Here is a 14,114-nt window from a genome sequence, read left to right as displayed (position 1 = left end):
GTCACTCGAACAGGAAGGAGGCCGGATGTCGCGCCGGAAGACCGAGCGGCTGCTCAATCTCGTGATCTGCCTGCTGGCCACGCGGCGGCCGCTCAGTGCCGAGCACATCCGCCAGGCGGTGCCCGGTTACGACGCCGACAACGACGAGGCCTTCCAGCGGATGTTCGAGCGGGACAAGAACGAGCTGCGGGAGATAGGCATCCCGATCGAGGTCCACAAGGACCCGTGGGAGGAGGATCCCGGATACCGGATCGTCCGCTCGGCGTACGAGCTGCCGGAGATCACCCTGGAGCCCGACGAGGCCGCCGTGGTCGGCCTGGCGGCACAGGTGTGGCAGCGGGCCAGCTTGGCCGAGGCGGCCAGCGGGGCCCTGCTGAAGCTGCGCGCGGGGGGTGTGCAGACCGACGAGGCCCACGGGGTGCTCGGCGGCGCGCTGGAGCTGCGTGTCGACACCCAGGACCCGTCCTTTCCCGCGCTGTGGGAGGCCGTGCGCGACCGGCGCGCGGTCCGCTTCGCCTACCGGGCGGCGGCGAGCCAGAACGTGCTGACCCGCACGGTGGAGCCGTGGGGCGTCGTCAGCCGCCGGGGCCGCTGGTACATGGTCGGCCACGACCGCGACCGGGAGGCGCCGAGGGTCTTCCGGCTCAGCCGCATCAGCGGGCCGGTCACCACCCTCGGCCGCCCGGGTTCGGTGGTGGTGCCCGAGGACGTCGACATCAAGTCCATGGTCGTCTACAGCGACGCCGCCGTGCGCGAGCGCACCGCCCTCATCCGGGTCAGGCGGGACACCTGCCAGGGGCTGCGCCAGGTGGCGAAGGCGGTGCGGCCCGCCGGCGAGGACTGGGACGAGCTGGACGTCGACTTCACCGACCCCGGCAGGCTGGCCGGATGGATCGTGGGTTTCGCCGCGGACGCGGAGGTCGTCGGCCCCCCGGACGCCCGTGACGCGGTCATCTGCCGCCTGAAGGGAGCTCTCGCGTGAGCACGGCCGACCGCCTGCCCAGGCTGCTCGCACTGGTGCCCTACCTGATGTCGCACCCCGGGGCCCAGGTGCCCGAGGTCGCGAAGATCTTCGGGCTGAGTGAGAAGCAGCTCATCGACGACCTGCAGCTGGTGTGGATGTGCGGGCTGCCCGGCCACACCCCCGGCGACCTGATCGACGTGTCGTGGGACGGCGGGGAGATCGTCATCGACAACGCCGAGACCATCGCCCGCCCGCTGCGGCTGGGCGTGGACGAGGCCAGTGCCCTGCTGGTCGCCCTGCGCCTGCTCGCCGAGATGCCGGAGTTCGGCGAGCGCGACGCGCTGGCCCGGGTCATCGCCAAGTTCGAGCGGGCCTCGGGCGAGGGCGCCGCGGCGGTCAGCAGCCAGGTCGCGGTGGAGGTCGACGCCGCGCCCGACGCGCTGCCCGTCGTCAACGAGGCGCTGCGGCGCGGCAGACGGCTGTCGCTGCGCTACTACGTGCCGGGACGCGACGAGATCACCCCGCGTGAGGTCGACCCGATGCGCCTGGTCGTCGTGGACGGCCGCCCCTACCTGTCGGGCTGGTGTTACCGGGCCGAGGCGGTCCGGCTGTTCCGGCTGGACAGGATGCTCTCCGTCGACGTGCTCGACGTGCCCGCCGACCCGCCCGCGGACGCCGTGGCCGACGAGGTGACGCCCGGGGTGTTCCGGCCCTCGCCGACCGACGAGCTGGTGGAGCTCGAACTCACCCCCGCGGGCCGCTGGGTCGCCGAGTACTACCCGTGCGAGCGGGTCACCGAGCTCGGCGAGGGCCGGGTGCGGGTGGCCCTGCGGGCCAGGGACCAGGGGTGGCTGGTACGCCTGGCGTTGCGCCTCGGGGACACCGGCAGGGTGGTCTCTCCGGCCTCGCTGGACGAGAGTGTCCGGGCCGCGGCCACCGCCGCGCTGAATCGTTATGAGTCGCTTTCCTGACGTACGAAGCCGGAGTCTCCCGACATGAGCTGGATCATCGCCGCGGTCTCACTCGCCTTCGGAGGGCTTGCCCTGCTGGGTTTCCTCGCCGTTCGCGTGCTGCGCGCGGCCGCCGCGCTGAGCCGTGAGGTCGATCGGACGGAGGGGAGACTGGAGCCCGTTCGGGTCCTGTTCGGCGAGCGTACGGCGATCGCGCGGGGCCAAAGGGATGAGTCTGCCGCCGGGGGAGCGTACGATCGGAGGCAAAGACCGCACGTCGCCCGGCGTAAGGATGTGTAATGCCCAACCTCGGACCCACTGAGCTGATCATCATCGGCCTGATCCTGGTGCTGCTCTTCGGTGCCAAGAAGCTGCCGGAAGCCGCCCGCGGGCTCGGCCGGTCGCTGCGCATCTTCAAGTCGGAGACCGCCAAGCTCCGCGACGAGGACGAGACGGAGACCGCGACCGCCACGGTCGTCCAGGCGCAGCCCCAGCCCGCCGCCCCGGCGCCGCAGTCGATCCCGGCGGCGACGCAGCCTCCGGCTCCCGCGCTGAGCGTCGAGGAGGAGGCCCGCCGCCTCGAGGAGCAGGCCGCCCGGCTGCGCGCCCAGGCCGGAGCGCCCAAGCAGCAGTGATCGGCGGTAGCCTGAAGATCTACCCCCATCACTCGACTCGTCACCCCAGGATTCGCGAATGGCGCTGCTGAAGTGGCCCAAATCGGGCCGGAATGGGGCGGCACCGTCGCCCGCAGAGGCGGGCGACGGTCGCATGCCGCTCATGGAGCACCTGCGCGAGCTGCGTAACCGGCTGGTCATCGCCCTGCTCGGCCTGGTCGCCGGCACCATCGTCGGTTTCATCTTCTTCGATCCGATCTGGCAGTTCGTGTCGGCGCCCTACTGTGGGCTCCCGCAGGCGCAGGAGCTGCGGTCCGGTCAGTGCACGATGCTGATCCTCGGCGTCTTCGACTCCTTCTTCGTGAACCTCAAGGTCGCCGCGATGTTCGGCCTCGTGGTCTCCTCGCCGATCTGGCTCTGGCAGATCTGGGGCTTCGTCACCCCGGGCCTGTACCGCAACGAGAAGCGCTACTCGATCCTGTTCATGGTGCTGGCCGTCCCGCTGTTTCTCGCGGGCGCCGCCCTGGCCTACTTCGTGATGGACACGGGCCTGTCGATCCTGCTGGGCTTCGCCCCGCCGGGATCGGTGGTCGGCCTCACGATCGACGAGTATCTCAGCTACGCGCTGATCATGATCATCGTGTTCGGCATCTCCTTCGAGTTGCCGCTGCTCATGGTGTTCCTGAACATCATCGGGGTGCTGCCGCGCTCGCTGGTGGCCAAGCACCGCCGCATGGTCATCTTCCTCATGTTCGTCTTCGGCGCGGTCGCCACCCCCGGTGGCGACCCGTTCACGATGATCGCGCTCGCTCTGCCGATGGTGCTGCTGTTCGGCCTGGCCGAGGGGTTCATGTATCTCAGGGAGAGAAGACAACCCAAGGGTGAGGACTTCTCCCACCTCTCCGACGACGAGGCCTCCTCGCTCGACGACGACATCTCGTCCGTGGGCGCCGTGACCCCGGTCGACGAACCGGCTCCTATCGATTCGAGAACGACCGACACCGATCCCGGCAAATAGCGGATAAGTTCCGGTCTGTGCCCGCAGAGATCGCAGTCCTCGTCAACCCCGCCGCCCGCGGCGGCCGTTCCCGGGGACTGCTCTCCCCGGTGCTCGACCGCCTGCGGCAGGGCGGGCGCGAGGTCTCGGTGATCCTCGGAGACTCCGCCTCCGACGCGCTCGAACGCGCCTGCACGGCCGTCGCCGAGGAGCCGGAGGCGCTGGTGGCCTTCGGCGGCGACGGCCTGGTCCACCTCGCCGTCCAGGCGGTCGCGGGCAGCGGCGTGCCGCTGGGCGTCATCCCCGTGGGCACGGGCAACGACATCGCCGCCGCGCTCGGCATCCCGCTGAAGGCGCCGCTCGCCGCGGCCGACACCGTGTTGCGCGGGCGGGTGCGCACGGTCGACGCCGTGAAGGCGGGCGAGGACGAGTGGTTCGCCGGGGTGCTGGCCTGTGGCTTCGACTCCCGGGTCAACGAGCGGGCCAACACCATGACCTGGCCGCCGGGTATGGCGAGATATCTCGTCGCCCTCGCCGAGGAACTGCGCTCCTTCCGGCCCATCCCGTTCAGGATCGGCCTGGACGACGAGATCGTCGAGCGTGAGGCGATGCTCGTCGCGGTCGGCAACACCCGTTCCTACGGCGCGGGCATGCGTGTGTGCCCCGGCGCGGTCCCCGACGACGGCCTGCTGGACGTGACGATCCTCGGGGCCATCCCCAAGATGGAGTTCCTGCGCACCTTCCCCCGCGTCTACCGGGGCTCCCACGGCGCCCATCCCGCCGTCACCATGCTCCGCGCCCGCCGGGTGACCCTGGAGGCCCAGGGAGTGATCGCCTACGCCGACGGCGAGCGGATCGGCCCCACCCCGCTGACATGCGAGATCGTCCCCGGCGCGCTGGCGGTCCTCGTCTAGGGCCACCGGCGTACGCCGACGGTCCTGGACGAGGACCGTGCGGCGCCGCCCGGACGGCCCGCCGGAGTGGCCCGCGCGATCGACGGGATCCGGGGAGAAGGGGGACGGGCCGGAATCCCGATATCGGTAGGCTGGAGCCATGACGACCCCAGCGGAACGATACGCTGCCTTCCGTCAGAGCCAGGCCGAGAGCGGGCCGGCGCTGACCTCGTTCCGCGGTCTTTACGACTTCGAGCTGGACGACTTCCAGCTCGACGCCTGCCGGGCCCTGGAGGCCGGTGACGGAGTCCTCGTGGCGGCGCCCACCGGCTCGGGCAAGACCGTCGTGGGCGAGTTCGCGGTGCACCTCGCCCTGCGCGAGGGCCGCAAGTGCTTCTACACCACCCCGATCAAGGCGCTGTCCAACCAGAAGTACAACGACCTGGTCAAGCGATACGGCATCGACAAGGTGGGCCTGCTCACCGGCGACAACAGCGTCAACGGCGAGGCTCCCATCGTCGTCATGACGACCGAGGTGCTGCGCAACATGCTCTACGCCGGGTCCTCCACCCTGGCGGGGCTCGGTTTCGTGGTCATGGACGAGGTCCACTACCTCGCCGACCGGTTCCGCGGCGCGGTCTGGGAGGAAGTGATCATCCACCTGCCCGAGTCGGTGCGCCTGGTCGCCCTGTCGGCCACGGTCAGCAACGCCGAGGAGTTCGGCGAGTGGATGGGCGAGGTCCGCGGCGACACCAGCGTCATCGTCGACGAGCACCGCCCGGTCCCGCTCTGGCAGCACATGCTCGTCGGCAGCCGCCTCTACGACCTGTTCGTCACCGGAGACGACGACCGGCGCCCGCAGATCAACCCCAACCTCCTGCGCATCGCCAAGGACGAGGAGCGCCAGGCGTACGGCAGGGGGCGCCGCGGCTACTCGCGGCCTCGCAGGAACGGTCCGCCGGACCGTGCCGCGGCCATCGAGCGCCTGGACGCCGACGCCCTGCTGCCCGCGATCACGTTCATCTTCTCCAGGGCGGGCTGCGACGCCGCCGTCATGCAGTGCCTGCACGACGGCATCCGGCTCACCACCGACGCCGAGCGTCACGAGATCCGGCAGATCGTCGACGAGCGCACCGCGCACCTGCCCGACGAGGACCTGGGTGTGCTCGGCTACCTGGAGTGGCGCGACGCCCTGGAGCGCGGCCTGGCCGCCCACCACGCGGGGATGCTCCCCGCCTTCAAGGAGGTCGTCGAGGAACTGTTCACCCGGGGCCTGGTCAAGGCCGTGTTCGCCACCGAGACGCTCGCGCTGGGCATCAACATGCCCGCCCGCTCCGTGGTGATCGAGAAACTCGACAAGTGGAACGGCGAGACCCACGCCGACCTCACCCCCGGCGAGTACACCCAGCTCACCGGACGGGCCGGGCGCCGAGGCATCGACGTGGAGGGCCACGCGGTCGTCCAGTGGCAGCCGGGCACCGACCCGCTCCAGGTCGCCGGCCTGGCCAGCACCCGCACCTACCCGCTGCGCTCCAGCTTCCGTCCCTCCTACAACATGGCCGTCAACCTCGTCGGCCAGGTGGGCAGGGAGCGGGCCAGGACCCTCCTGGAGTCCTCGTTCGCGCAGTTCCAGGCCGACCGGGCCGTGGTGGGCATCGCCAAGCAGGTGCGCCGAGCGGAGGAGGCCCTGGAGGGCTACCGCCAGGCGATGACCTGCCATCTGGGCGACTTCGAGGAGTACGCCGCGATGCGCAGGGCCCTGTCCGACCGGGAGGCCGAGCTGTCGCGCCGGCGCGGCGCGGCCCGCAGGACGCAGGCGCTGCGCTCGCTGGAGGCGCTCAAGCCGGGTGACATCATCAGGGTGCCCGGCGGGCGCAGGGCCGGTCTGGCCGTCGTCCTCGACCCCGGCCTCAACTCCCGGGGAGAGGGGCCCTCCCCGCTGGTGCTGACCATCGGCAAGCAGGTCAAGAAGCTGTCACCGGCCGACTTTCCCGTCCCGGTCGAGCCGGTCGAGCACCTGCGCATCCCGAAGAACTTCAACGCCCGCTCGCCCAAGGAGCGGGCCAACCTGGTCTCCTCGGTGCACGCCAAGATCGGCGACCGTGACTTCGGCAAGCCCGTGCGGGCACGCGACCACGCCGCGGAGGACGACGAGATCAACCGGCTGCGCACCGAGATCCGCCGGCATCCCTGTCACGGGTGTGACGAGCGCGAGGACCACGCCCGCTGGGCCGAGCGCTACTACAAGCTGCTCCGCGAGACCGAGGGCCTGCGCCGCAGGGTCGAGGGCCGCTCCCACGTCATCGCCCGCACCTTCGACAAGGTCTGCGGGGTGCTCGACCAGCTCGGCTACCTCGACGGTGAGAGCGTCACCGCGGAGGGCCGCCGCCTGGCCCAGCTCTACACCGAGCTGGACCTGCTGACCGCCGAGTGCCTGCGCGCGGGACTCTGGAACAACCTGGACCCGGCCGAGCTGGCCGCGTGCGTGTCGTCGCTGGTCTTCGAGTCGCGGCAGGCCGACGACGCCCGCCAGCCCAGGCTCCCCGCGGGAGCGGCTCAGAAGACGCTGGCGGACATGGTGCGCCTGTGGGGTGAGCTGGATTCGATCGAGAGCGATCACGGCCTGTCGTTCATCAGGGAGCCCGACTTCGGCTTCGCCTGGGCGGCCTTCCGCTGGGCCAAGGGTCACAGCCTGGACGCCGTGCTCCGTGACGGCGTGCCCGGCGCGGAACTGGCCGCGGGAGACTTCGTCCGCTGGACCAAGCAGCTGCTCGACCTCCTCGGTCAGATCTCCGACGCGGCCCCGGCGGGGAGCAAGGTGAAGCAGACCGCGGGCAAGTCGATGGACGCCCTGCGGCGCGGGGTGGTGGCCTACTCGTCCCTGACCTGAGCTCCTGCCGCCGGCCTGCGGCCTCCGCGGCCGGAAACCCGGTCGCGGAGGCCCGGTGGAGGGCTTCGCGGGACCTTGAGCGAGTCCGGGAGCGGGTCAGGCCAGGCTGAAGCGGACCTCGCGGGTGGCCGGGTCGGCGCGTGTCAGCCGCACGCGTACGGCCTCTCCCAGCGGGAGCCCCTCGCCGTCGCAGCGGGCCACCACCGCGGGGTCGGTGACCTGCACCTGACCCCACGGCCGGTCCTCGGCCACGTCGATCACCACGGCGTCGAACGTCTGGCCCACCCGCTCGCGCAGGACGAATGCCTCCACCAGGTCCACGCACGCCCGCTCGACGCCGCCCGCGCGGCGCCCGGTGGCATGCATGATCTCCGGCAGTTCGCCCATGGTCCGCTGGATCTCCTGGGGCACCGGCTCGCCCGCCGCGATGGCCAGGCAGATCTCCGTGGCGTAGCGGTCGATGAGGCGGCGCAGCGGAGCGGTCACGTGCGCGTACGGTGCCCCCACGGCGGCGTGCTCCGCCTGCGCGGGCGGCTCGCCGTTGAAGGCGACGTATCCGGCGCCGCGCAGCAGCACCGTCGACTCCTGCAGGAACGCGGCCTGCTCGGGGATCCTCGGGTCGAGGGAGTGGACGACGTCGCCGTACCCGGCACCCTCGGGCCAGGGCACGCCCAGCGCGGCGGCCACCCGGCGGACCTGGACGATCCTCTCGGCGGGGGCGGGCGGCAGCACCCGCAGCAGGCCGATCTCGGCGTCCAGCATCATGGAGGCGGCGGCCATGCCCGTCAGCAGCGAGAGTTGCGCGTTCCACGCCTCGGCGGCGAGCGGGGCGCGGAACTCGACCCGGTAGCCGTTCTTCTCCGGGACGACCTCCTGGTCGGGGGTGGGCAGCGTCACGCCGCCCCTGGCCCGCTCCTGGGCGAGCCTGAGCCGGCCGATCTCGGCCAGCAGCCGAAGAGTGCCGTCGGCGGTGCCGGTGTCGACCGCGGCCTGCGCGTAGTCGTAGTCGAGCCGCTCGCGGCTGCGTACCAGTGCCCTGCTCACGTCCGCGCCGACGATCAGGCCCTCGGCGTCCAGGTCGACGCACCACAGCGCGGCGGGCCGGGTCACCCCCGGCAGCAGGCTGGCGGCACCCTCTGACAGGACGGGCGGATGCAGCGGCACGCGCCCGTCGGGCAGGTAGACCGTCTCGCCGCGGAGGCGGGCCTCGGCGTCGATCGCGCCACCGGGCCTGACGAACGCCCCGACGTCGGCGATGGCGTACCAGACGCGGTAGCCGCCGGACCGCTCCTCCAGATGCACGGCCTGGTCGAGGTCCATCGCGCCCGGAGGGTCGATGGTGATCAGGGGCAGGTCGGTACGGTCCAGCCGGGGCAGGGCGGGCACCTCGGCGACCCACTCGGCCTCGTCGATCACCGCCCGGGGAAATCCGTCGGGCAGTTTCATCTCACGGCGGATCCGCTCGAAACCGTCGCCGAGCCGTGGATGGGCCCTTTCGGGCACCAGGATGCTCTTGTGAGGCACAGGGAGCAACCTACCGGCTCGCGGCGGACTGCTCACCGGCCGGTCGGGGCGACGGTGATCGGCATGCTGATCGGCACGGCGGAAGAGCAGGTCGGAGGCGGGAAGGCGGGGGACGAGCCGTCAGAGCGCCGAGGTCAGGCGCTCCAGCGGCCCGGACAGGCCGTAGCGCTCACTCAGGGCGGCGAGCGCCTCCGGATCACGGGGCTTGGCGGGAAGCGCGATGTCCACCTCGGGAAGGGGGACGTCGCGGGCGACCCGGACCACCTCGGGGGCCACCCGCAGGTAGTCGCGGGCCGCCGACAGCCTGGCGCGCTGCCCGGCGGTCAGGTCGCCCCCTCCCTCACCCCCGTCGAGGGCCCGCAGCAGCGCCTCCAGCGAGCCGAACCGGGTGATCAGGGCCGCGGCGGTCTTGTCGCCCACCCCCGGCACGCCCGGCAGCCCGTCGCTGGGGTCGCCGCGCAGGGTGGCGAAGTCGGCGTACGAGCGGCCCGGGACACCGTATTTCTCGGTGACGGCGGCCTCGTCGACCAGCTGGAGGTTCTTGACCCCCCTCGCGGTGTAGAGGATCCGGACCGGCCGGGAGTCGTCGACCAGCTGGAACAGGTCGCGGTCGCCGGTGACGACGTCGACCTGACCGCTCGCGCGCGTGGTGAACGTGCCCATCACGTCGTCGGCCTCGTAGCCGGGAACACCGACGAGGGCGATGCCCACCGCGTCGAGCACCCGCTCGATCACCGGCACCTGCGGGGCGAGCGTGTCGGGAGTCTCCTCGGCACCGCCCTCGACGAGCCGATGGGTCTTGTACGTCGGGATGGCCGCCACCCGGAAGGCCGGGCGCCAGTCGGCGTCCATGCAGGCGACGAGTTCGGTGGGGGAGTGCCGCCGGACCAACATGGCGATCATGTCGATGACGCCGCGCACCGCGTTGACGGGCATCCCGTCGGGGGCGGTCATCGACTCGGGGATGCCGTAGAAGGCGCGGTAGTACAGCGAGGGGGTGTCAAGGAGCATCAGGCCGGGCATGGCGACCATTTAACCAATCAGCCGAGCACTCCGATCGCCAGAACGCAGGTGTCGTCCTCGGGGTTGGGGCCGCCGATCACCTCGATGAGCCGGTCGAGCCCGTTGTCCGGGTCTCCTCGCAGCAGGGCCGCGGCCTCCATGGTCAGCGCGAGTCCCTCGTCGATGTCGCGGGTGCGCCGCTCCACCAGCCCGTCGGTGAACAGCAGCAGGAGGTCACCCTCCCGCAGCTCGACCCCGGCCGTCTCGTACGGTTCGTCAGGGGTGGCGCCCAGCAGCACCCCGGCGGGCGGGTCGAGCTGGGTGGCCGTCCCCTCACGGACCAGGATCGGCGCGGGGTGCCCCGCCTGCCCCCAGGTGAACGTCCTGGTGTCCGGGTCGAGATGGCCGACGACCGCGGTCGCCGTCGTCTCGGGCATCCGGTGCAGCACGAGGTCGTTGAGCCAGGCGAGCAGCCTGGCGGGGGAGTGGCCGGTCATCGCGAGGCCGATCAGGGCGTGGCGCAGCTGGGCCATCTGGGAGATCGCGGGCATCCCGTGTCCGGACACGTCGCCGATGGCGAGCAGCACCCTGCCGTCGGCGAGGGGAACGGCGTCGTACCAGTCGCCGCCCAGGCCGGGGTCGACCCCGGCCGCGACGTAGCGGACCGCGATGCGCGCGTGCGGCAGGTCGATGCTGTCTCCCAGGCCCGGCATGATCGCCTCGCGCAGGGTCACGCTCATGTCGTGCTCCTCCGCGACCTGCTCACGGATCCGCAGCAGCTTGCTGCGCGACTCCGACATGATCCGCTCGGCGCGGCGGCGGCCGGTGATGTCCTGGACGACGCCGTGCACGCTGAGATGCCCGTCGCTCACGACGGGGTCGAGCGCGGCGCGCAGGTGGCGCAGCTCACCGCGGCGGCGGATGCGGAACTCGGCCTCCCCGGCCTGGGCCCGGTGCACGACGGACCACAGCAGCCGGTCGAGGTCGGGCCGGTCGGCCGCCTCGACGTGACCGACCAGGTCACGCAGGTGGATCGGGCCGTCGCCGGGGGCGCGGCCGAATATGGTGTACGCCTGATCGGACCAGGTGGACTCTCCGGTCTGGAGATCCCACTCGGCCCAGCCCATCTCACCCATGCGCTCCGCGTGCGCGAGGCGTGCGGTGAGGAGGTGTCGCTCAACGGCCATGTGCTCGTCCGGTTCACCGCGTGACCGCTGTGCCGTCTCAGCGGCGGTCGATGAGGCCGGACCGGTCACCTGGTCGTTTCGTGGGTGGAGGGGTGGCTGGTGGCCGCCCACTACGCCGACCATGTAGCTCGCTCTCGATGTGTGGCTTTATGGATACTTTGCCAACAAAGTGTGATCGTACTTCAACAGATTGTAGTGGTGAGGCTGCTCTCGTGCCTTCCTTTCCCCGACTTTCGGTTCCGGGGCGGGGCCCGGATGCGTCGCCGTTCCGCCGGGGATTAGATTGGTCGGCGTGACGACGGAGCCCTCTGATCTCTATCCCGTGACCCGCCTGGCCGCCGTCCGCGAGGCGACCGCCGCCGCCGGGCTCGACGCGCTGCTGCTCACGCCAGGCCCCGACCTTCGCTACGTGACCGGTTACGAGGCGCTGCCGCTGGAGCGGCTCACCTGCCTGGTACTGCCGGCCGAGGGCGAGGCGTTCCTGATGGTGCCCCGCCTGGAGCTGCCGGCGGCCGAGCGCTCCCCGGCGTCGCGGCTCGGCGTCGAGTTCGTCCCGTGGGACGAGACCGACGATCCGTACGCGGTCGTCGGTCGGCGGCTGGGCGCGGTCCGCAAGGTCGGCCTCGCCGACCGGATGTGGGCGATGCAGTCGCTGCGCCTGCGCGACGCGATCCCCGGGGCCGAGCAGGTGCTCGCCGGGACCGTCCTGCGCGGGCTGAGGATGCGCAAGACCCCGGCAGAGGTGGCGGCGCTGCGCAGGGCGGGGGCCGCGATCGACGCCGTCCACGCCCAGGTGCCCGGTTTCCTGCGGGCGGGCAGGACCGAGCGCGAGATCGGCAGGGACATCACCGAGGCGATCCTCGCGACCGGTCACTCCACCGTCGACTTCGTCATCGTCGGCTCAGGGCCCAACGGCGCCAGTCCGCACCACGAGCTGTCGGACCGCGTCGTGCGGGAGCGCGAGCCGATCGTGGTCGACATCGGGGGCCAGATGCCCGACGGCTACTGCTCGGACTCCACGCGCGTCTACGCCGTCGGCGAGCCTCCGGCGGGCTTCCTGAAGTACTACGAGGTGCTCAGGCGCGCTCAGCAGGCCGCCTGCGACGCCGTGCGCCCCGGGGTGCCGTGCGAGGCGGTCGACGCCGCCGCGCGAGAGGTGATCACGGCCGAGGGCTACGGCGAGTACTTCATCCACCGCACCGGTCACGGCATCGGCCTGGAGACCCACGAGGAGCCCTACATCGTCACGGGCAACGCCGAGCCGCTGGCGCCCGGCTTCGCCTTCTCCGTCGAGCCGGGCATCTACCTGCCGGGAGCCCACGGCGCCCGCATCGAGGACATCCTCGTCTGCACCGACGAGGGTGGCGAGCGGGTCAACCACCGCCCGCGCGAGCTGGTGGTCGTCTAGGACGGAGCGGTCCGCGCGCCGGTGACCGGCCGCACGGTCCCGGTGGCGGTCCGAACCGGGAGCGTGTCGGCTCCCGCCGGGACGCCGGGTCAGAGCCCGTAGGCCTCCAGCAGCCGCAGCCAGATCTCGCTGGCCGTGGGGAAGGACGGGACCGCGTGCCAGAGCCGCTCCAGGGGCACCTCGGCGACGACGGCGATCGTCGCCGAGTGCAGCATCTCGCCCACCGCCGGACCGGCGAAGGTCACCCCGAGCAGCACGCGGCGCCGCTCGTCCACGACGGCCTTGGCCCTGCCCCGGTAGCCGTCACCCTGCAGATAGGCCCCCGTCACCCTGCCCAGGTCGTACTCGACCGCGCGGACGTCGAACCCCTCGGCGCGGGCCTGCGCCTCGCTCCGGCCGACCGAGCACACCTGCGGGTCGGTGAAGACCACCTGCGGCGCGCCGTACGCGTCCGCCACGTCGCGCAGGCCCGGCAGGTCGTCGGTCTCGCCCTTGGCCCGTGCCGCGATGACGTCGCCGCACACCCGTGCCTGGTACTTGCCCATGTGGGTGAGCAGGGCGCGGCCGTTGACGTCGCCCACCGCGTACAGCCAGTCGCCGGGGACGCCGGTCGCGCGCATGCTGTCGTCGACCTCCACCGTGCGCCCGGCCTCCAGGCCGACGGTCTCCATGCCGAGGTCGCCGGTCGCCGGACGCCTGCCGGTGGCCACGAGCAGCTCGTCGGCCTCGACGGGCGGGCCCTCGGACAGGTGGACGGTCACCGGACCCCCGGGCGTGGGCCGCTCGACCTTCGTCACCTGGACGCCCGTGCGCACCGTGATGCCCGCCTCGGCGAACGACTCGGCCACCAGCTCACCCGCGAAAGGCTCCATCCTGCCGAGCAGCCCGCCGCGCGCCAGCACCGTCGTCTCCCGGGCGCCGAGCCCGTGCATGGCCTGGGCCATCTCGCAGGCCACCACGCCGCCGCCCAGCACGGCCAGCCGTCCGGGAACGCTCGTCGCGGCCGTCACCTCGTGGCTCGTCCACGGTGACGCCTCCGCGAGGCCGGGAATCGGCGGGACGGCCGCGCCGCTGCCGGTGGCCAGCACGACCGCCCGCCGGGCGGTCAGCGTGCGGACCGAGCCGTCCTTCGCGGTGACCGCGACCCGTTTGGGACCGTCCAGCCGCCCGTGCCCGCGGACGAACTCCGCCGGCACGCTCTTGATCCACTCGACCTGGCCGCCGTCGTCGAAGTGGGACACCGTCTCGTCGCGCCGGGCGAGCACGGCGGCGGTGTCGATCGGGCCCAGCGTCAGGCCGGGCACCCGGGAGACCTCGGCGACCAGCTCCACCGGGCGCAGCAGCGCCTTGCTGGGGACGCACGCCCAGTAGGCACACTCGCCCCCGGCCAGGTTCCTCTCGACGATCGCGGCGGTCAGTCCTCCCCTGACCGCGCGGTCGGCGACGTTCTCGCCCGCGGGGCCCGCGCCCACAACCACCACGTCGAACTCGTCCGACACGACTTACCTCCCAGAGAGAACCGGCCCATCGACCGCGCGCCGCCTCCGGCGACGCCGGTCGTACCAGCTTCGCACCCCTCGGCCGGAGTCACGCCTCCCGGACCCCGCGTGTCCGGGGCGGGCCGCCTTCGTGCGCGGACCGTCCAGCCTTTCCCCGCTTCTCCGCTTCCTACTCTGTCCTCTGTT

At 72.1% G+C, this 14,114-nt stretch carries 11 protein-coding genes; 7 read left to right on the top strand and 4 right to left on the bottom strand.

All coding sequences use genetic code 11. From position 1 onward, the window contains the following. Positions 1-25 precede the first annotated feature (25 nt). From AB0B90_RS13610 to AB0B90_RS13585, 6 genes are all read left to right on the top strand, one after another. A complete protein-coding gene (locus tag AB0B90_RS13610; RefSeq protein ID WP_350948310.1) occupies positions 26-982 on the top strand; it encodes a WYL domain-containing protein in 957 nt (318 codons plus the stop codon). Beyond that, complete coding sequence (locus AB0B90_RS13605; RefSeq protein ID WP_350948311.1) at positions 979-1,935, top strand: WYL domain-containing protein; 957 nt, start codon at positions 979-981, stop codon at positions 1,933-1,935. Before AB0B90_RS13610 ends, AB0B90_RS13605 begins: the two co-directional genes overlap by 4 nt. A gap of 278 nt (positions 1,936-2,213) precedes the next feature. Next, entirely contained in the window at positions 2,214-2,549 is a 336-nt protein-coding gene (gene tatA, locus AB0B90_RS13600; protein WP_350948313.1) for a Sec-independent protein translocase subunit TatA, read from the top strand. Between the two features lie 58 nt (positions 2,550-2,607). Further along, positions 2,608-3,546 carry a twin-arginine translocase subunit TatC gene (gene tatC, locus AB0B90_RS13595; RefSeq protein ID WP_350948314.1) on the top strand — a complete coding sequence of 313 codons (939 nt, stop codon included), beginning with the start codon at positions 2,608-2,610 and terminating at the stop codon, positions 3,544-3,546. 17 nt (positions 3,547-3,563) lie between these two features. Beyond that, positions 3,564-4,439, top strand: coding sequence for a YegS/Rv2252/BmrU family lipid kinase (locus AB0B90_RS13590; RefSeq protein WP_362922659.1), 876 nt, complete (start codon positions 3,564-3,566; stop codon positions 4,437-4,439). A 139-nt stretch (positions 4,440-4,578) separates the two neighbouring features. Further along, on the top strand, positions 4,579-7,308 hold the full coding sequence (locus AB0B90_RS13585) for a DEAD/DEAH box helicase (protein WP_362922657.1): 2,730 nt from the start codon (positions 4,579-4,581) through the stop codon (positions 7,306-7,308). Between the two features lie 96 nt (positions 7,309-7,404). Here AB0B90_RS13585 and AB0B90_RS13580 read toward each other — a convergent pair whose 3' ends face one another. The 3 genes from AB0B90_RS13580 to AB0B90_RS13570 form a co-directional block, all read right to left on the bottom strand. Next, positions 7,405-8,832, bottom strand: coding sequence for an RNB domain-containing ribonuclease (locus AB0B90_RS13580; RefSeq protein ID WP_350948317.1), 1,428 nt, complete (start codon positions 8,830-8,832; stop codon positions 7,405-7,407). Positions 8,833-8,952: 120 nt separating this feature from the next. Then, the gene (locus AB0B90_RS13575) at positions 8,953-9,855 is read right to left on the bottom strand and encodes a 5'-3' exonuclease H3TH domain-containing protein (protein WP_350948318.1); all 903 of its coding nucleotides are present in this window, start codon (positions 9,853-9,855) and stop codon (positions 8,953-8,955) included. A 17-nt stretch (positions 9,856-9,872) separates the two neighbouring features. Then, positions 9,873-11,021 (bottom strand): SpoIIE family protein phosphatase, encoded by a 1,149-nt coding sequence (locus tag AB0B90_RS13570; protein ID WP_350948319.1) that lies wholly within the window; start codon positions 11,019-11,021, stop codon positions 9,873-9,875. Positions 11,022-11,313: 292 nt separating this feature from the next. Here AB0B90_RS13570 and AB0B90_RS13565 point away from each other — a divergent pair, with 292 nt between their 5' ends. Further along, positions 11,314-12,429, top strand: coding sequence for a Xaa-Pro peptidase family protein (locus AB0B90_RS13565; protein WP_350948320.1), 1,116 nt, complete (start codon positions 11,314-11,316; stop codon positions 12,427-12,429). 89 nt (positions 12,430-12,518) lie between these two features. Here AB0B90_RS13565 and AB0B90_RS13560 read toward each other — a convergent pair whose 3' ends face one another. After that, entirely contained in the window at positions 12,519-13,928 is a 1,410-nt protein-coding gene (locus AB0B90_RS13560; protein WP_350948321.1) for an NAD(P)/FAD-dependent oxidoreductase, read from the bottom strand. Between the last annotated feature and the right edge of the window lie 186 nt (positions 13,929-14,114).

This window comes from Streptosporangium sp. NPDC049078 (genome assembly GCF_040648855.1).
GTDB lineage: Bacteria > Actinomycetota > Actinomycetes > Streptosporangiales > Streptosporangiaceae > Streptosporangium.
Note: the sequence above shows the minus strand (reverse complement) of the source record. Positions and strands in the feature narration are given on the sequence as shown.

What these genes read in the sequence shown, in the direction of transcription:
- AB0B90_RS13610 (WP_350948310.1), top strand. Translation starts at nt 26, where the DNA reads ATGTCGCGCCGGAAGACCGAGCGGCTGCTCAATCTCGTGATCTGCCTG.
- tatA (WP_350948313.1), top strand. Translation starts at nt 2,214, where the DNA reads ATGCCCAACCTCGGACCCACTGAGCTGATCATCATCGGCCTGATCCTG.
- tatC (WP_350948314.1), top strand. Translation starts at nt 2,608, where the DNA reads ATGGCGCTGCTGAAGTGGCCCAAATCGGGCCGGAATGGGGCGGCACCG.
- AB0B90_RS13585 (WP_362922657.1), top strand. Translation starts at nt 4,579, where the DNA reads ATGACGACCCCAGCGGAACGATACGCTGCCTTCCGTCAGAGCCAGGCC.
- AB0B90_RS13575 (WP_350948318.1), bottom strand. Translation starts at nt 9,855, where the DNA reads ATGCCCGGCCTGATGCTCCTTGACACCCCCTCGCTGTACTACCGCGCC.
- AB0B90_RS13570 (WP_350948319.1), bottom strand. Translation starts at nt 11,021, where the DNA reads ATGGCCGTTGAGCGACACCTCCTCACCGCACGCCTCGCGCACGCGGAG.